This is a genomic window from Actinomadura sp. NPDC048394 (assembly GCF_040651755.1).
Taxonomy (GTDB): domain Bacteria; phylum Actinomycetota; class Actinomycetes; order Streptosporangiales; family Streptosporangiaceae; genus Spirillospora; species Spirillospora montaniterrae.
Genome location: NZ_JBEZJL010000060.1, coordinates 49,129 through 66,692 on the forward strand (window position 1 = coordinate 49,129; position 17,564 = coordinate 66,692).

At 75.1% G+C, this 17,564-nt stretch carries 15 protein-coding genes and 1 pseudogene; 10 read left to right on the plus strand and 6 right to left on the minus strand.

The window, feature by feature from the left end; all coding sequences use genetic code 11:
• Position 1: 1 nt before the first annotated feature.
• Positions 2–955 carry an alpha/beta hydrolase gene (locus AB0C78_RS35365; protein WP_360756670.1) on the plus strand — a complete coding sequence of 318 codons (954 nt, stop codon included), beginning with the start codon at positions 2–4 and terminating at the stop codon, positions 953–955.
• Positions 956–1,133: 178 nt separating this feature from the next.
• On the opposite strand, the gene AB0C78_RS35370 is transcribed toward AB0C78_RS35365, so the two are convergent.
• Positions 1,134–1,964, minus strand: coding sequence for a PIG-L family deacetylase (locus tag AB0C78_RS35370; protein WP_360756673.1), 831 nt, complete (start codon positions 1,962–1,964; stop codon positions 1,134–1,136).
• Positions 1,965–2,014: 50 nt separating this feature from the next.
• Between AB0C78_RS35370 and AB0C78_RS35375 the strand changes: the two genes are divergently transcribed.
• Entirely contained in the window at positions 2,015–3,166 is a 1,152-nt protein-coding gene (locus AB0C78_RS35375) for a glycosyltransferase family 4 protein (RefSeq protein WP_360756676.1), read from the plus strand.
• 198 nt (positions 3,167–3,364) lie between these two features.
• Positions 3,365–3,877, plus strand: a pseudogene (locus AB0C78_RS35380) (phosphatase PAP2 family protein); the annotation flags it as partial.
• Between the two features lie 59 nt (positions 3,878–3,936).
• Here AB0C78_RS35380 and AB0C78_RS35385 read toward each other — a convergent pair.
• The 5 genes from AB0C78_RS35385 to AB0C78_RS35405 all read right to left on the minus strand — a co-directional run bounded on the left by AB0C78_RS35385 (position 3,937) and on the right by AB0C78_RS35405 (position 10,655).
• The gene (locus tag AB0C78_RS35385; RefSeq protein WP_360756678.1) at positions 3,937–5,049 is read right to left on the minus strand and encodes a lysylphosphatidylglycerol synthase transmembrane domain-containing protein; all 1,113 of its coding nucleotides are present in this window, start codon (positions 5,047–5,049) and stop codon (positions 3,937–3,939) included.
• On the minus strand, positions 5,030–6,208 hold the full coding sequence (locus AB0C78_RS35390) for a hypothetical protein (RefSeq protein ID WP_360756680.1): 1,179 nt from the start codon (positions 6,206–6,208) through the stop codon (positions 5,030–5,032). Before AB0C78_RS35390 ends, AB0C78_RS35385 begins: the two co-directional genes overlap by 20 nt.
• 46 nt (positions 6,209–6,254) lie before the next feature.
• Complete coding sequence (locus AB0C78_RS35395) at positions 6,255–9,056, minus strand: CDP-glycerol glycerophosphotransferase family protein (RefSeq protein WP_360756682.1); 2,802 nt, start codon at positions 9,054–9,056, stop codon at positions 6,255–6,257.
• A 236-nt stretch (positions 9,057–9,292) separates the two neighbouring features.
• Entirely contained in the window at positions 9,293–9,670 is a 378-nt protein-coding gene (locus AB0C78_RS35400) for a BlaI/MecI/CopY family transcriptional regulator (RefSeq protein WP_151544495.1), read from the minus strand.
• 73 nt (positions 9,671–9,743) lie between these two features.
• A complete protein-coding gene (locus AB0C78_RS35405) occupies positions 9,744–10,655 on the minus strand; it encodes a LysR family transcriptional regulator (RefSeq protein WP_360756685.1) in 912 nt (303 codons plus the stop codon).
• Positions 10,656–10,758: 103 nt separating this feature from the next.
• On the opposite strand from AB0C78_RS35405, the gene AB0C78_RS35410 reads away from it, so the two are divergent.
• From AB0C78_RS35410 to AB0C78_RS35440, 7 genes are read left to right on the plus strand one after another with little or no spacing between them, the layout of a single operon-like run.
• A complete protein-coding gene (locus AB0C78_RS35410; protein WP_360756687.1) occupies positions 10,759–11,763 on the plus strand; it encodes a fumarylacetoacetate hydrolase family protein in 1,005 nt (334 codons plus the stop codon).
• On the plus strand, positions 11,763–12,722 hold the full coding sequence (locus AB0C78_RS35415) for a cyclase family protein (RefSeq protein WP_360756690.1): 960 nt from the start codon (positions 11,763–11,765) through the stop codon (positions 12,720–12,722). The genes AB0C78_RS35410 and AB0C78_RS35415 overlap by 1 nt, the downstream gene beginning before the upstream one ends.
• A gap of 7 nt (positions 12,723–12,729) precedes the next feature.
• Positions 12,730–13,857, plus strand: coding sequence for an FAD-dependent oxidoreductase (locus tag AB0C78_RS35420; RefSeq protein WP_360756693.1), 1,128 nt, complete (start codon positions 12,730–12,732; stop codon positions 13,855–13,857).
• Positions 13,854–14,855, plus strand: a complete 1,002-nt coding sequence (locus AB0C78_RS35425; protein ID WP_360756696.1) for an amidohydrolase family protein — start codon at positions 13,854–13,856, stop codon at positions 14,853–14,855. The genes AB0C78_RS35420 and AB0C78_RS35425 overlap by 4 nt, the downstream gene beginning before the upstream one ends.
• Positions 14,855–15,793 (plus strand): VOC family protein, encoded by a 939-nt coding sequence (locus tag AB0C78_RS35430; protein WP_360756698.1) that lies wholly within the window; start codon positions 14,855–14,857, stop codon positions 15,791–15,793. Before AB0C78_RS35425 ends, AB0C78_RS35430 begins: the two co-directional genes overlap by 1 nt.
• 15 nt (positions 15,794–15,808) lie before the next feature.
• Positions 15,809–16,747, plus strand: coding sequence for a fumarylacetoacetate hydrolase family protein (locus AB0C78_RS35435; protein WP_360756701.1), 939 nt, complete (start codon positions 15,809–15,811; stop codon positions 16,745–16,747).
• The gene (locus tag AB0C78_RS35440; protein WP_360756704.1) at positions 16,744–17,481 is read left to right on the plus strand and encodes an SDR family oxidoreductase; all 738 of its coding nucleotides are present in this window, start codon (positions 16,744–16,746) and stop codon (positions 17,479–17,481) included. Before AB0C78_RS35435 ends, AB0C78_RS35440 begins: the two co-directional genes overlap by 4 nt.
• Positions 17,482–17,564: the final 83 nt, after the last annotated feature.

Consider the following 17,564-nt stretch of genomic DNA (forward strand, 5'->3'; position numbering starts at 1 on the left):
CATGCCGCTCGACCCCCGCGCGCAGAAGATCGCCGCCGCGATGGCGGCGGGTTTCCCCGCGATCGGCGCCGAGGTCACCGACGCGGCGCAGGCGCGGCGGCTGCTGGCCGCCGCGCCCGCTCCCGACCTCGAACCGATCCCCGTGGCCCGCACCGAGGACCGCACCCTGCACCTCGACCAGGGCGACCTACCCGTCCGGATCTACTGGCCGGACGGCACCGCCCCGCACCCGGTCACGGTGTTCTTCCACGGCGGCGGCTTCACCCTCTGCGGGCTCGACAGCCACGATCGCTTCTGCCGGATCCTCGCGTCCGGCGCCGGGACGATCGTGGTCTCGGTCGACTACCGGCTGGCGCCCGAGCACCCGTTCCCGGCCGCCGTCGAGGACGCGCGGTCCGCCGTCGCCTGGGCGCACGCGAACGCGGCGGCGCTGGGCGGCGATCCGGAGCGTCTCGCGGTCGCCGGGGACAGCGCGGGCGGCAACCTCGCCGCGGTCGCGTGCCTCGCCGCGCGCGACGCGGCGGGCCCGCCGATCGCGTTCCAGGCGCTCGTCTACCCCGTGACCGACGCCGGGCAGGACACCCCGTCCTACCGCGAGCACGGCGAGGGCAAGTTCCTCACCGCGACGCACATGCGCTGGTACTGGGAGCAGTACCTGGACGACCCGTCCGGCGCGGACCACCCGTACGCCTCGCCGCTGCGGGCGCCGGACCTGTCCGGCCTGCCCCCGGCCTTCGTGCTCACCGCCGAGTGCGATCCCCTGCGGGACGAGGGGGAGGCGTACGCGGCGCGGCTCGCCGAGGCCGGCGTACTGGTGGAGGCCCACCGGATCGAGGGCGCCTTCCACGGCTTCTTCGGTCTCGACCATGTGCTCCCGGCGGCCGTCGAAGCCCGGCGGCTGACCACCGGCGCGTTGCGCGCCGCGCTCGGCACCGGCGCGGCCGCACCGGCCTAGCACCACGCAGGAGAGGCGCGCCCCCGACTACCCGGGCCTTTGCCGCGATAACGATCTACTACGCGAGTTGTAGTAGATTGGAGCGAAGCGTACGTGATCGAGGCTTGGGGCTGCCGTGACGGGGGCGAGCGTGACGGGCCCGTGCGCCGCCCGCCCCCGACCGGCCGTCAAAGCGGCGTCAGCCGTGCCGGTCCGGGGCGTCGCGCAGGGTCGCGAAGATGTCGTCGAGCAGGGGGCGCGCGGGCGTCCTGCCGTGCTCGACGTACCACTCGTGGCCGAGCGCCCACCGAAACACCGGCCGGGGCAGCCTGAGCAGCACCGCCAGCGTCCGGACGCCCGTGTCCGCGCCCGCCTGCGTGGCGTGGGCCGCCATCGCGGCGCGCTTCTGGCGGGCGAAGCGCCGCACGTCCACCCGATGGGTGAGCACCTCGGGGGCACTGTAGGCGGTGGCGAACCGGGACGGCGCGAAGTCCGCCGGGATGCCCGGCAGCCGGGCGATCAGCGCGAGCGCGCGGCGCAGCAGCCGCCGGTCCACCGTGGCCTCCAGCACGACGCGGGTGCCGGCGAGTCCGGCCGCGCGGGTGCCGACGCGGTGCACCTGCATGTGGTCGGGGTGCCCGTACCCACCGGCCGGGTCGTAGACGGTCAGGACGTCCGCGCCCTCCTCGTCCAGGATCGCGGCGAGCCGCGCGGCGGCCTCCTCCACGTCGGCGTCCGCGAACGAGCCTGGCGCGCCGGACGGGTCGGACGCCATGCCGGAGTCGGCATAGCCGAGCCATTCGACGCGGGCGCAGCCCAGTTCGCGGGCGGAGTCGCGGAGTTCGGCGAGGCGCCGCTCGCCGAGCCGCCCGTCCTGCCGGTCGGCGGACGCCGCGAGGCCCGCCTCCCCCACCGTCGCCATGACGAGGACGACCCGGTGGCCGTCCGCGGCGGCGCGGGCGAGCGTCCCGGCGGTCAGCAGCGCCTCGTCGTCGGGATGGGCGTGGAAGGACACCAGCGTGTACGGCACCGGTCAAGTGTGCCGGAGCGGGTCGCCGGCCCTGCGCCGGGAGCCCGGCGATGAGGATCGCGCACCTGACGGACTACTACCTGCCGCGGCTCGGCGGGGTGGAGATGCACGTCCACGACCTCGCGACCCGGCAGCAGGAGGCGGGGCACGACGTCACCGTGATCACCTCGTCGGCGCGCCCCGCGGGGCTGCGCCACCCGGACCCGGCTGGGGACGCGCCGCGGGTGCTGCGGCCCACCGAGCGGATGGCGTTCCCGACGACGCTGAACCCCGGCGGGATCGTGGCGGGCCGGCGGCTGGCGCGGGACGGCAAGTACGACGTCGTCCACGTGCACGCGGGCCCGTTCACGCCGCTGGCCGTGGCGGGCGCCACGCTGGCCGCCGAGATCCCGACCGTGGTGACGGTGCACTCGCTGATCTCCTACATGGAGCCGGCCTTCCGGGTGCTGGACGCGGCGACGGGCTGGTCCGCGCTGCCCGCGGTGTGGACGGCCGTCAGCGACACCGCGGCCGAGCCGGTGCGCCGCCTGGTCTCACCGGCCCCGGTGTTCGTGCTGCCCAACGGCATCGACGCGGAGACCTGGCGGGTCGACCCGCTCCCCCGGACGCCGGGCGAGGTGCTGGTCGTCGCCGTCATGCGGCTCGCACCGCGCAAGCGGCCGCACCACCTGCTGCGGATCCTGCGGCGGGCGCGCGCGGCGCTGGGCCCGTCCGCCGGGCTGCGCGCGGTGATCGTCGGAGACGGGCCGGAGCGCCGCTCCATCGACCGCTACCTGCGCCGGCACGCCATGACCGGCTGGGTCGACCTGCCCGGACGGCTGGAACGCGACCAGATCCGGGCGCTGTTCCGGCGCGCCGACCTGTTCGTCGCGCCGGCGGTGCTGGAGTCGTTCGGCATCGCCGCGCTCGAGGCGCGGTGCGCGGGCCTGCCGGTGATCGCCCGGACCGAGGGCGGCATCGGCGAGTTCGTCACCGACGGCCAGGACGGCCTGCTGGCCGCGAGCGACGGCGCGATGGCGGAGGCGATCGTGCGGCTGGCGTCCGACGGGGCGCTGCGGGCCCGGATGACCGCCCGCGCCCGCGCCGTGCAGCCGCCCGTGACCTGGCCCGGCGTGCTGCGCCGGACCGAGGACCTGTACGGTCTGGCCGTCGAACGGCTGGACAGGGCGCCCGGCGGGCGGCCCGAGGGAAGGGTGGGCTGAGCCGTCCGCGCGTCGCTCCCGCGCCCCGAGGCGCGCACGACCGGCCGCCGGGCCACCGGACGGCCGCGCCGCAGGAGGCCGTGGCTGATCGGCGAGCTGCTGATCGTCCTGGCGCTGCTGAAGGTGTACGACTACGTGCGCTCGCTCGCCGCCGCACGGCACGGTGCGGCGCTCGCGCACGGGCGGGACGTCCTCGCGGTGGAGCGCGATCTGCACCTGGACGTCGAGCACGCGCTGAACAGGTGGCTGACCGGGCATCACGCCACGGCGTGGGCGTCGGTGGAGTGGTACCAGCGCGCGCACATCGGCGTCACGCTGTCCGTCCTGGCCTGGTGCTACATCGCGGGGCCGGACCTCTACCGGCCCGCGCGCAACGCGCTCGTGCTGACGAACCTCGCCGGGATGACGGTCTTCTTCGTCCTGCCGGTGATGCCGCCGCGGCTGCTGCCGGGCGCGGGGTTCGCCGACTCGGTGGCGCTCGCCGGGTTCGGGACGACGCACGGCGGCCCGGTGCCCGCCGACCAGTACGCGGCGATGCCGTCGCTGCACCTGGCGTGGGCGACGTGGGTGGTGGCGGTGGTCGTGGCGCTTCTGCGCCGCCACCCGGCGCGCTGGCTCGCCGCGCTGTATCCCGCGACGACCGCGTTCGTCGTCATGGCGACCGCCAACCACTACCTGCTGGACGTCCTGGCCGGGATGGCGGTGACGGCGGCGGCGGTGCTCGCGACCGGCCTGGTGTGGGCCGGGCACGGGACGGTCTACGCGGGCGGTCAGATGATCCGGCGGCGCAGCAGGACGGCGAACACGCACGCGCCCGGCAGCAGCGGCAGCCAGACGGTGATCAGCCGGTATCCGACGACGGCGCCGAGCGCGGCGGCCGACGGCACGCCCGCCCACACCAGCCCGGCGACGAGCACCACGTCCAGCCCGCCGATGCCGCCGGGCGAGGGCACCAGGGCCGAGACCGAGGAGACCACGAGGTAGACCACGACGACGGTGGTCACGGTGATCGGGACGGACAGGCTGCGCAGCACCGCGAACAGCACGAGGCCGTGCAGCAGCGGCGAGAACGCCGAGCCCAGCCAGAGCGCGGTGGCGCGCCCGGGATGCCGCAGGACCGTGCCGAGCCCGGCGAGCTCGTGCCGCACGTGCCGCAGGCCCGCGGCGGCGCGGGACCGCAGGACGCGCGCGAAGCGGGCCGGGCGCAGCCACACCACCGCGACCACGGCGGCGACGGCGGCCGCGGCGAGGCCGCCCTCGACCCACGGGTTCGCGGCGACGGCGGCGGCGACCTCCCGAGGGCGCGGCCAGCGCCGCTCCCCCAGCATGCCGAGCGCCGACGGGACGCCCGCGACGGCGGCCGCGAGCAGCAGCAGGTGCGTCACCAGCCCGGCCAGCGAGTTCAGCCCGACCGACCCCATCGCGGCGCCGCGGGTCAGCCCGCAGCGCCGCAGGAACCGCACGTTGATCGCGATGCCGCCCGAGCCGGCGGGCAGCAGCTGGTTGGCGAAGGACGCGGCGACCTGCACCGCGAACAGCCGGCCGACCGGCGGGCGCACCGGCATCGAGCCGAGCTGGGTGACGGTGCCCACGCACCACATCGCGGCGGTGGCGAGCGCGGCGATCAGCAGCCAGGCGCGGTCGGCGCCCATCAGGCTCTCGCTGCCCGCGTCCAGCGCGACCCGGTGCGTCAGCGCGAGGACGACGACCGCGCCCGCGACCGCGGTCCCCAGCACGACGCGCGGCACCGACGCCTCCGCCGACAGGGCCCGCCCGAGAGCCGCGAGCGCGGTGCGCGCCGTGCCGGGCGCGGGGCGGTGGTGCCCCGCCGGGGCGTCCGGTGCCGCGGCGGCCGCGTCCTGATCAGCTCCGGAAGGTGTCACTGCCCGTCCCCTCCGCTCGAACGGCCCCGTCTCCTGGCGCGTGCGCGCCCTGCCCGGTCGCGTGCGGCCCCGGCGCCGACGCGGCGTCGGTCACCGCGTCGAGCGCCGCGTTCTGCACGGCCAGGTGGGCGACCAGGCAGCCGGCGGTGAGCAGCGCCGCCAGCGGCCGGCGCCGCGCCCGGGTGAGCGCCCGCACGCATCCCGCGGCGGCGGGCACGGCCGCCAGCGCGCCCGCCGTGAGCAGGAAGCCCGCCGCCGTCCCCGGACCGGCCAGGGCTCCCGGCACCAGCATCCACGCCGCGACGGCCATCGGCAGCAGCGCGGTGCCGGGCCGCCGCCCGCCGGACACGAGCACCAGCCCGCCGACGGCGAGGAACACCGCGACCGCCGCGAACCCCGACCAGCCGGGCCAGCCGTCCACCCAGCCCGACCCCCGCGCCGCGGCACGCTGGGCGCGCTGCACGGGCTCCGGCCCGGAGCCGCCGTGCTCGTGGACGAGCCATGCCGTGACGTCCAGGACCAGCCCGGCCAGGACGCTGACGACGGCCTCGCGGTGCCGCCACGCGGGGACGACGGCCAGGGCCGCGCACAGCGGCAGGGCCAGCCAGAGCCCCTGCGAGGGCCGCATCGCCGCGACCAGCGCGAGGCTCGCGGTCACGCCGAGCATGGCGGGATAGTCCTGCCGGTCCCGGGCGACGCGCAGCAGGCAGCCGGCGGCGGCGAGCGCCCCGAACGCGCACCATAGGTCGGGCATCGCCTGCGACCCGTAGAGCTGCGCAGCCCACAGCCCGCCGAACAGCACGCCCGCGCCCGCGAGCGCCTCGGGCCGGTGCAGGGGCCGCCACGCCCACAGCGCGGCGAACAGCCCCGCGCCGGAGGCGACCGCCAGGTAGATCCGCATCGCCGCGGTCGAGGAGGTCGCCTGGACGACCGGGGCGACCAGCGCGACGGTCGCGTGGCCGCGCGACACGTCCAGGAAGGCGCCCGGGTCGCCGCTGCGGGCCTGCCACACGTTGCCCACCTCGCCGGCGCCGAGCGTCATGCCGGCCGGGACGAAGCGCAGCTGCGCGGCGGTGAACGCCAGCGCGACCACCGTCACCCAGGGGACGGCGCCGTCGGCGCTCCCCGTCCGGGGCGGTGCGTTCACTGCGGTCGGCATGGTCTCTTTCTACTACAAACCCGGTAGTACGCCGGTGGATCGCCGGTCAGCGCCCGCCGCCGGCGAAGAACCGCTCGACGATCGCCTTGCCGGCGGTGCCGGTGTCGTACTCGCCGTGCAGCTCGGTGAACCGGCGGCGCGCGGCGGCGTGCCCGCTCCGCACGCCGTCCAGGTCGCCGAGGGCGGCCAGCAGCGCGTCGTCGCCGGCGGCCACCGGACCGGGAACCGGCACGGGCGGCTCCGGAGCGCCCGCCGGACGGCGCGTCCCGTCCGGAGTGTAGAAGACCATCGGCCGGTCCAGCAGCGCGTAGTCGAACATGATCGGGGATTCGTCGGTGACCAGCGCGTCGGACAGCAGCATCAGGAGCGTCGCGTCGTGGACGGCCGCGGTGTCGATCACGGCGCCGTCCATGCCGGGCGGGATCACGGCCGCCCCGGCGTGCGGCGGGCGGACGAGCAGGACGTGCGTGCCGCCGAGTTCCCGGACGAACCGCTCCAGCGGGAACGCGAGCTCGGCGGAGCGGGCGGGCAGGCCGTCGTCGCCGGTCCGGGGCGCGGGCGCGTACAGCACCGCGTAGCGGCGGTCGCCGCTCAGCCCGAGGCGCCGCCGCAGCGCCGCCAGCTCGTGCGGGTCGCCGCCGGTGATCAGCGGATCGTTGCGGGGGCAGCCGGTCCGCAGCGGCTCGGCGCCCGCCCCGGCGCCGTCGCCCGGCGCGGGGACGTCACGCTCGGACCGGACGACGAGGTGGTCGGCGCGATGGCGCGGCACCGGCGGGCCCTGCCCGTCCGGAGACGCCTCCGGCGGCGCGGGAACAGGCCCTCGCGGGATCTGGACGTAGGTGGTCTGCGGGCGCTTGGCCAGCCCGGCGGGCAGGCTCCGGTCGTCGACCCAGAACTCGGCGCGGGCCAGCGCCCGGTAGTAGGCCCACGAGCCGCGCTTGACCAGCAGCGCCTCGTCGGGGAAGCCGCGCCGGTCGTCGCGGTAGGACCAGATCGCCCGGTAGGGGGCGGCGCTGTCGCGCAGCGCCCGGAAGACGTACTTGGGGTCGCCGCAGTAGCGGGCGCCGTTCCGGCTCTCGAAGACGACCGTGCCCCGGCGGACCGGCAGCCGGACCAGCAGCCGGTTGAACACCGCGATCTTCGTCCGGCGGGCCGAGAACCGCTCCCGCAGCCGGCGCTCCGCCCGGACGAACCGCCGCCACCAGCGCCGCCCGGCGCCGGTGCGGGCGACCCGGCGCAGCGCGGGCAGGGTGACGCGGGCGGGCCAGCGCCCGGCCGCCATCCGGAGCGCGAGCTCGCCGGTCGCGGCGACGTAGGCTTCCATCCGGTCCCCGGCCGCGCGGCTCAGCCGCGGCCGGACGGGCACGGCGAGGTCGCAGTGCGCGGTGCCCTCGGACGTCAGCCGCACCTCGACGGGGGTGCCGCCGACCGTCAGCCGGAGCCACAGGCCCCAGGTCTGGTCGACGAGGCCGATCGGGCGGATCACCTGGGCGGGGAAGAACACCGTCTCCCACGCGATCCGGCCGTTCTCGCGCCGCACGGTCGCCGGGACGCCGAACGCGCGGCCGGGCCGGCGCCGGTCGCGGATCTCCAGCCGGCCGCCGAGCTCGGCGCCGTCGGGGATCCGGCCGAGCGGGTTGACGACCGTGCCGGACATGCGCAGCGCCTTGCCGTCCCGGCGCATCGCGGTGACCCGGCCGCCGAGGACCAGCTCGGACAGCGGGGCCGAGTGCACGCCGAGGCCGGTGATGTCGAGGACGCGGCGGGCCGCCGGCGCGCCGAGGTGCTCGCCGGTCCAGTAGATCCGGCCGTCCCGCTCGGCGGGGGCGATCGACAGGACGGGCCGGCCGCCGCCCCTGGGCACGTGGTCGGCGGCGGCCATCGCCGCCTCGATGTCGCGCTCGCGGACCATCAGCGCCGCGATGGCGGGCATCTTGTCCGCGGCCTCGAACACGGCGTCGTCCAGCTCGGCGAGGTAGGGGCGGGCGAGGCCGAGGAACGCCTCGCGGTGCCAGGGGTCGCGGCTGCGCAGCTCGCGCAGGTAGAGCAGCAGGTCGTGGTTGACGAACTTGACGTCCTTGACCAGCGCGATCTCGTCCGCGCCGTGCGCGCGCAGCGCCGCGTCGATGCGCCGGTGGATCTCCAGGCGGTCGGCGAAGTTGCTCAGCTCGGCGCGCCGGTTGGTGATCGACAGTGCGGCGCCGCGCGGGTCCACCAGCCAGTTGTAGACGCGGTGCGGGATGACGGCGATCCGGTTCGCGCCGAGGTAGGCCTGGGCGCTGAACAGCAGGTCCTCGTAGTGCAGCCGGTCGACGAACCGCAGCCCGGCGCGGTCGAGAAACGCGCGCCGGTAGCACTTGTTGGTCGCCAGCGTGTCGTAGAGGAGGTCGGGGTTGTCCAGGATGTCGTCGTAGACGGCGCTCTCCCGGTAGAGCCGGGGGTACCAGGCGTGCTCGCGGTCGGGCAGGACGCGGACGCAGCGGCCCGACACCAGGTCGGCGCCGGTGCCGTCGGCGGCGGCGACCATGTTCCGGCAGGCGTGCGGGTCGAGGGTGTCGTCGCTGTCGAGGAACATCACGTACCGGCCCCTGGCGTGCCGGATGCCGATGTTGCGCGGCCGGCCGCAGCCGCCGGAGTTCACCGGGAGGGTGAAGGCGCGCACCCGGTCCGGGTCGCGGGCGGCCAGCCGGGCGGCGACCGCGGGCGTGGCGTCGGTGCTCGCGTCGTCGACGATCACGACCTCGACGCCGGGCAGCGACTGCCCGAGCGCCGACCGGACGGCGCGGGCCAGCCGCGACGCGTCGTTGTAGACGATCACCACGACGGTCACGTCGGGTTCGGGTGGCATCGGCCCCACCGCCCTCGCTCCTCGTCCAACAGCTACTACCGCGATAGTAAAAGCCTGGGGGTAATCGGAACGTAAGCGCCGGACGAACCTCGCCCGGCCTGGGGATATACCCCGGACCGGGCGGAAACTCGCCAATCGGGCACACCGCGCACGGGTGCCGGACAGGCGGTCAGGCGGCGGCCTCGACGGCGGACCCTCAGCCCTCGGGCGCGGACCTCAGCCCTCGGCGGCGGATCTCAGGCCTCGCCGCCGTCGCGCAGCAGCCGCTGGAGCAGCTCCTCGTCCTCGGGCTCCAGCTCGGACACGAAGCGGGCCAGCACGGCGGCGCGGTCGCGGCGGCGGCGCAGCAGCTCGTTCATCGCGGCGGCGGTGTGGCCGGCCTCGTCGACGGCGGCGGAGTACACGAACCCGCGGCCCGCCCGCTCCCGGCTCGCCAGCCCCTTGCGGGCCAGCCGCGCCAGCGTGGTCATCACCGTCGTGTAGGCGGGGCCGCCGGGCAGGACGGCCTGCACGTCGGCGGGGCTCATCGGGCGCGCGCCCTCCCACAGGACGGCCAGCACGGCGTCCTCCAGCATCCCCGCCGGGCGCCGCCCCCGGTCGTCCTCGTTCACCATGTCCTCGTCCCCGCAACGGGATTACTACGTCGATAGTAGGAGGCCGGGCCGCGGCCGTCCATGGGGCATGGTGTCACGTGAGGGCCGCCAGCCCGGCGGCGACGCGGGCCGCGGTCTCGCGGAGCCAGATGTGCGCCGCGTCCTGGGTGTGGACGGGGTGCCACCACAGCGCCTCCTGGACGGGCACCGCCTCGAACGGGCACGGCAGGACGCGGACGGCCGCGATCGGCGCGACCAGGTCGGCGAGGCGGCGCTGGATGAGCGCGACGCGGCGGGTGCCCGCGACGAGGCTCGGCAGCAGCTGGAAGCTCTGCACCGAGACCTCGACGTGCGGTTCGAGGCCGAGCATGCTGAGCTGGCGGGCGGCCGGCGCGTCGTAGGGGCGCTGGTAGACGACCCAGGGCAGGCGGGCGAGGTCGTCCATGGTGATGCGGTCGCCGACGTCGGGATGGTCGTCGGCGACCATGCAGACCCATTCGTCGCGGTACAGCTCGACGGTCGGCAGGCCGCTGACGATGCCGTGCGGCATCAGCAGCCCGTCGACGGCGCTGAGCGTCGCGTCGGTGTTCTCGTTGATCTCCGGGCCGACCTGCTGGAACACCAGGCTGACGGCGGGCGCGGCGGCGTGCAGGGCGCGGGCGAGCGCGGCGCCGAACACGGCGATGGCGTAGTCGGAGGCGATGATCGTGAACTCGCGCGCCTCGGTCGCCGGGTCGAACTCGGCACGGCTGGTGAACAGCCGTTCCAGCAGCCCGCACGCGGTCGCGCAGGGCACCAGCAGCGCGGTGCCGAGCGGGGTCAGCTCGTAGTTGTTGCCCGTCCGGACGAGCAGGTCGTCGGCGAAGTGGTGGCGGAGCCGGGCGAGCGCGGCGCTGGTGGCGGGCTGGCTGAGCCCGATGCGCCGGCCGGCGCGGGTGACGTTGCGCTCCTCCAGCAGCGCGCGCAGCGCGACGAGGAGGTTCAGGTCGAGGCTCGCCAGGTTCACGGCTCCACCCTATCCGTGTCATCGATGGCAACCATCCGAGGAATCTATTTCCCAGATCGACTCCGGTGTCCCAAGGTTAAGGCAGACATTGAGAGGACACCTCGTGGAAGCACACGCGCACCCGTCCGGCCCGTTCGCGGTCGGCACCTTCTCCAGCGGGGACGGCCCGCGGTTCGCCGGCCTGGTCCGGGACGGACGGGTCCTGGACCTGCGCACCGTCCCGGACCTGCCCGGGGGCGGGGCCACGACCCGCGGGCTGCTGGAGCGCTGGGACGACGCCCTGCCGCTGCTGCACGCCGCCGCGGAGTCCGGCGACGGCGACGGCGACGGCACCTGGACGCCCCTGGACGGGCTGGCCGTGCACGCTCCCGTCGAGCCGCGCCAGATCCTGCAGTCGGGCGCCAACTACCGCACGCACGTCATCGACCTCGCGGTGGCGCACGAGCCGGAGGGCGGGCGGCCCGCCGAGCAGGTGCGCGAGGAGACGGCGGCGATGATGGACCGGCGCGCCGCCGAGGACCAGCCGTACATGTTCATCGGGCTGCCGTCGTCGGTGACGGGCCCGTACGACGACGTGGTGATCCCGAGCTGGTGCAAGAAGCCGGACTGGGAGCTGGAGCTGGCCGCGGTGATCGGCCGTCCCGCCTACCGGGTATCCACTGACGAGGCGCTCGAGCACGTCGCGGCCTACACGATCGCCAACGACCTGACGGCGCGGGAGGCGGTGTTCCGCCGGGACATGCCGGAGATCGGCACCGACTGGCTGCGCGCGAAGAACCCGCCGACGTTCACCCCGCTCGGCCCGTACCTGGTGCCGTCGGCGTTCGTCGGCGACCCCGGCGACCTGCGGGTCACGCTCAAGCTCAACGGCGACGTCATGCAGGACGAGTCCACCAAGGACATGATCTTCGGCGTGGCGCGGCTGGTGGCGTACGCGTCGCAGACCGTCCGGCTGCTGCCCGGCGACCTGATCCTGACCGGCAGCCCCGCCGGCAACGGCATGCACTGGGGCCGGCTGCTGCGGGACGGCGACGTCATGGAGGGCTCGATCACCGGTCTCGGCGCGCAGCGCAACCGGTGCGTGACGGAATCGGCGGAGGACGCGTGATGCTGGACCGCACCGATCCCGAGGGCGCGATCGCCGAGGCGGCCGCCAAGTACTCCAACTGGGGACGCTGGGGCGACGACGACGTCCTCGGCACCGTGAACTTCATCGACGAGGCCAAGCGGCGCGAAGGCGCGGCGCTGGTCCGGCGTGGCGTGTCGTTCTCGCTGTCGCAGCGCTTCGACATGAACGGCCCGCAGAAGGGCTGGCGGCGCCGCACCAACCCCGTCCACACGATGCTGGACACCGGGACGGACGCGGCGCTCGGCAACCAGGGCTTCCCGCACGGCATCGGCGGCGCGGACGACGTCGTCGCGATGCCGCTGCAGTGCTCCACCCAGTGGGACGGCCTCGGCCACATCTTCGACCACGGCAAGGCGTGGAACGGGCGCCCGGCGGAGAAGGTCGTCACGTCCGACGGCGACCTGGTCACCGGCATCGAGCACATGGCCGCTCCGGTCGCGGGGCGCGGCGTCCTGCTGGACGTCGGGCGCGTCCTCGGCGAGGACGGCGAGCTGCCCGACGGCTTCGCCATCACCGAAGAGCACCTCCAGGCGGCCATCGACGCGCACGGCGTGACGGTCGGGCGCGGTGACATCGTGTGCGTCCGCACAGGGCAGCTGACGCGCGCGCGCCGCGACGGCTGGGGCGACTACGCGGGCGGGCCCGCGCCCGGTCTTTCGTTCACCACGGCCGGATGGCTGCACCGTACCGAGATCGCGGCGATCGCCACCGACACGTGGGGGTTCGAGGTGCGGCCCAACGAGTTCGACGACGCGTTCCAGCCGCTGCACCAGGTCGCGATCCCGAACATGGGGCTGCTGATCGGCGAGCTGTGGGACCTGGACGCGCTCGCCGCGGACTGCGCGGCCGACGGCGTGCACGAGTTCTGGCTGGCGGCCGGGCCGATCCCGGTCACCGGCGCGGTCGGCGCCCCCGTCAATCCCATCGCGGTGAAGTGAGGTCGGCATGGCAGCAGTAGGGAACGTCCTGATCGTCGGGGGCGGCACGGCCGGGTCGGCGCTGGCCGTCCTGCTGGCGCGGGGCGGCGTCGCGGTGGACGTCGCGGAGATCAAGCCGGACGCGACCGCGCTCGGCTCGGGGATCACGCTGCAGGGCAACGCGCTGCGGGTGCTGCGCGACCTCGGCGTGTGGGACCGGCTGAGCGCGTCCGGGTACGCGTTCGACGTGCTCGGCCTGCGGGCGCCGGACGGGACGCTGATCGCGGAGATCCCGGACGCCCGGACCGGCGGCCCGGACCTGCCCGCGACGCTCGGCATGAACCGTCCCGAGCTGGCGGCGGTGCTCGCGGAGGCGGTGCGGGACGCGGGCGCGACCGTCCGGTTCGGCCTGACCGTCACCGCGCTCGACGACTCCGGCGAGCACGTCGCGGTGCGCTTCTCCGACGGGACCGAAGGCACGTACGACCTGGTCGTGGGCGCGGACGGCATCCGCTCCGCGGTGCGCGGGCTGCTCGGCATCGACGCGTCGCCGAAGCCGACCGGCATGGGGATCTGGCGGATCCACACGCGCCGTCCCAAGGACGTCGAGCGCACCGACCTCATCTACGGCGGGCCGTGCTTCATCGCCGGGTACTGCCCGACCGGTCCCGACACGATGTACGCGTACCTGGTCGAGAAGGCGCGGCCCCGCGAGTCGATCGCGGACGCCGACAAGCCGTCGCACATGCGCGCGCTCGCCGAGGGCTACGGCGGCGCCTGGGACGAGATCCGCGCCGACATCACCGACCCCGACCGCATCAACTACACCTGGTTCGAGTCGCTGCTGGTCGACCGTCCGTGGAACCGGGGCCGGACCGTCCTCATCGGCGACGCCGCGCACGCATGCCCGCCCACGCTGGCGCAGGGCGCGGCGCAGTGCCTGGAGGACGCCGCCGTCCTCGCCGAGCTGCTGCTGGGCGCCGACCGGCTCGACCAGGCGCTGTTCGACGCGTTCATGGACCGGCGGTTCGAGCGTGCGAAGGCGGTCGTGGAGGCGTCGGTGCAGCTCGGTGAATGGCAGCTGAACCCGTCCCCCGACGCCGACGTCCCCGGCCTGATGGGCCGTATCAGCGCGATCGTGAGCGAGCGCCCGTGAACATCCCCACCGTCGACATGCACGCGCACGTCCTGCTGCCGCAGATCGAGGAGACCGTCGCCGGGGCGCCCGGCCACGCCGAGCACCGGGAACTGGACGCGCGCCGCAACGGCCCGGAGTCGTTGCAGGCCGGCGGCAAGATGATCGGCGAGCGTTTCGAGCGGCTGACGCGGATCGAGGCGCGGCTCGCGGACATGGACGCCGCCGGCGTGGACGTGCAGATCGTCAGCCCGTCGCCGTCGCACTACCACTACTGGGCCGCGCCCGACCTGGCCCGCAAAGTGTTCACGATGGCGAACGAGGCGACCGCGGCGCACTGTGCGCAGGTCCCGGACCGGCTGCACGGGCTCGGGCTCGTCCCGCTCCAGCATCCGGACCTGGCGGTCGAGGCGCTCGACCATGCGCTGTCGCTCGGGTTGAAGGGCGTCGAGATCTCCTCGCACGCCCCCGGCCGCGAGCTGTCCGACCCGGAGCTGGAGCCGCTGTGGGCGCGGGCCGCCGAGACCGGCGCGGTCGTGTTCCTGCACCCGTTCGGCTGCACGCTGGACGAGCGGCTCGACCGGTACTACCTGTCCAACATCGTCGGGCAGCCCACCGAGAACGCCGTCGCGCTGTCGCATCTGATCTTCTCCGGCGTGCTGGACCGGCATCCCGGCCTGAAGATCGTCGCGGCGCACGGCGGCGGCTACCTGCCGACCTACCTCGGCCGCGCCGACCACGGCTGGCGGGTGCGGCCCGAGTCCCGGACCTGCACCGAACCGCCGAGCGGCTACCTGCGGCGGATCTGGTTCGACTCGCTCGTCTACGAGCCGGGCGCGCTGCGCGCGCTGATCGAGGCGGCGGGCGCGTCGCAGGTCGTCATGGGCTCGGACCACCCGTTCGACATGGGCGTGGACGACCCGCTCGACCGGCTCCGCGCCGCCCTGCCACCCGGCGACGACCTCGACGCCGTGCGCGGCGGCAACGCCGTCGCCCTCTTCGACCTCAAGGAGAACTGATGCCCGACAGGCTCATCACCCATCTGCGCCACGTGGACCTCGCCGTCCCCGACTACGACCGGCAGCGCGAGTTCTACTCCGGCGTCTGGGGCCTGACCGAGGTCGCGGGCGACACCGGGATCTCGTTCCTCGCGGCGGAGGGGTCGCCGGAGCAGTACGTCGTCCGGCTCCGCAAGTCGGACGAGAAGCGCCTCGACCTGGTGTCGTTCGGCGCCGCGTCCCCCGCCGACGTCGACGCGCTCGCCGAGCGGCTCGGCGCGGCCGGCGTCAAGATCGTCGCCGAGCCCGGGAAGCTCGCCACGCCCGGCGGCGGTTACGGGTTCCGGTTCTTCGACATCGACGGCCGGACCGTCGAAGTGTCGGCGGACGTCGCCGTCCGCGAGCACCGGCGGCTGGAGGAGCGGGAGGCGGTGCCGGTCCGGCTGTCGCACGTCGTGCTGAACGCCCCCGACCTGGACGCCACCCGCGCCTGGTACGAGACGCACCTGGACTTCGCGCTCAGCGACACCCTCACGTCCCCGCACATGGGCAAGGTCATGCACTTCATGCGCTGCAACCCGCAGCACCACAGCATGGCGATCGCGAAGGGGCCGCACACGTCCCTGCACCACGTGTCGTTCGAGATGCGCGGCCTGGACGAGTACATGTTCGGCACCGGACGGCTGCTGCGCGCGGGCGTCCGGATGATCTGGGGGCCGGGGCGGCACAAGGCGGGCGACAACACGTTCTCCTACTTCCTGGACCCGCACGGCAACACCGTCGAGTACACCACCGAGCTGGAGACCCTCGACGAGGACGCCTGGCACCCGCACCTGTACGACTTCTCCGATCCCGACGTCACCGACCAGTGGGGCACGGCGAACCCGATGAACGAGCTGATCGCCAAGGAGTCGTTCAACGACCCCGACCGCGGCGTGTTCGTCGCCCCGCCGGTCTGATCGGAGGGAGACGCGATGCGACTCGCCACCTACCTGCATCAGGGCGTCCGCCGCTGCGGCGTCGTGGAAGGCGACCGGGTGCTGCCGTTCCCGGACGGCACCGACCTGCTCGACGTCGTCGCGTCCGGTTCGGTTCCGGAGCCGGCGGGCGCGGCCGTGCCGCTCGCGGGCGTGCGGCTGCTGCCGCCGATCGAGCCGCCGTCCGTGCGGGACTTCGTCTCCTTCGAGGAGCACGTCGAGGGCGTCCGGAAGGCCGTGGACGGCGCGTCCGGCGTCCCGGACGCCTGGTACGACGCGCCGACCTTCTACTTCTCCAACCCGCACGCGATGGTCGGCGCGCACGACGACGTCCCGCTCCCGCCGGGCTGCCAGGCCCTCGACTTCGAGCTGGAGGTCGCCGCCGTCATCGGGCGCGCGGGCGCCGACCTGTCCCCCGAGCAGGCGCGCGACCACATGTTCGGCTACACGGTCTTCAACGACTGGTCGGCGCGCGACCTGCAGTCCCGGGAGATGCAGGTCGGGCTCGGCCCGTGCAAGGGCAAGGACTTCGCCACCACGCTCGGCCCGTGGATCGTCACCGCCGACGAGCTGGAGCCCTACCGCGGCGCGGACGGGTTCCTGCGGCTCGGCCTGACCGCCGAGGTCAACGGCGAGGTCGTCGGCCGGGACCTGCTGTCCAACATGGGCTGGCCGTTCGACGACCTCGTCGCCTACGCCTCGCGCGGCGCGCGGCTGCGGCCCGGCGACGTCCTCGGCTCGGGGACGTGCGGGAACGGCGGCTGCCTCGCCGAGCTATGGGGACGGCGCGGCGCGCAGGACCCGCCGCCGCTCAAGCCGGGCGACACCGTCACCCTCACCGTCGAGGGCATCGGCACGGTGTCCAACACGATCGTCCCGGGCGCGGCGCCCGTCCCGATCCCGCGTGCCCGCAAGCGCGCGCGGGAACGTCCGTGAACCGGGTCGCCGGGAAGGTCGTCGTGGTCACGGGCGCGGCGCAGGGCCAGGGCGCGGCGGAGGCCGCCGCCCTGGCCCGCGAGGGCGCAACGGTCATCGCGACCGACCTCGCCGACGACGCCCCGGCACTGCCGGACGGCGTCGTCTACCGGCGGCTCGACGTCACGTCCGAATCCGAGTGGGCCGAGCTCGCCGCGTGGCTCCGCGAGACCCACGGCCGCGTGGACGGCCTGGTCAACAACGCGGGCGTCACCTGGCGGGCCCGTCTCGGCGAGGTCACCGTCGCCGACTGGGAGCGCGTGCACCGCGTCAACGTGACCGGCGCGCTGCTGGGCGTCCAGCACCTCGCGCCGCTGATGCCGCCGGGGTCGTCGATCGTCAACGTCGGGTCCGCCGCCGGGCTGACCGGCCACTATCCGGTCGCCTACACCGCCAGCAAGTGGGCGCTGCGCGGCCTGTCCGCGACGGCCTGCACGGAGCTGGGACGCGCCGGGATACGCGTCAACACCGTCCACCCGGGGTTCATCGAGACGCCGATGACGGCGTCCGCCCCGGCGGCGTTCCGCGACGCGAACAACGCGCAGACGCCGCTCGGCCGGCCCGGCACCGTCGACGAGGTCGCCCCGCTGATCGTCTTCCTCGTCTCGGACGAGGCGTCCTACATCAGCGGTGCCGAGATCCCGGTCGACGGCGGCTACACCGCCCACGGCGGCGCCAAACCCATCTCCGACTAAGCTCGCCGCGTTCCACCTCGACAAGCTCGTGGCGGCGGGCCTGCTGCGGGCCGGCTACGCCAACCCGTCCGGCGTGCGCCGGG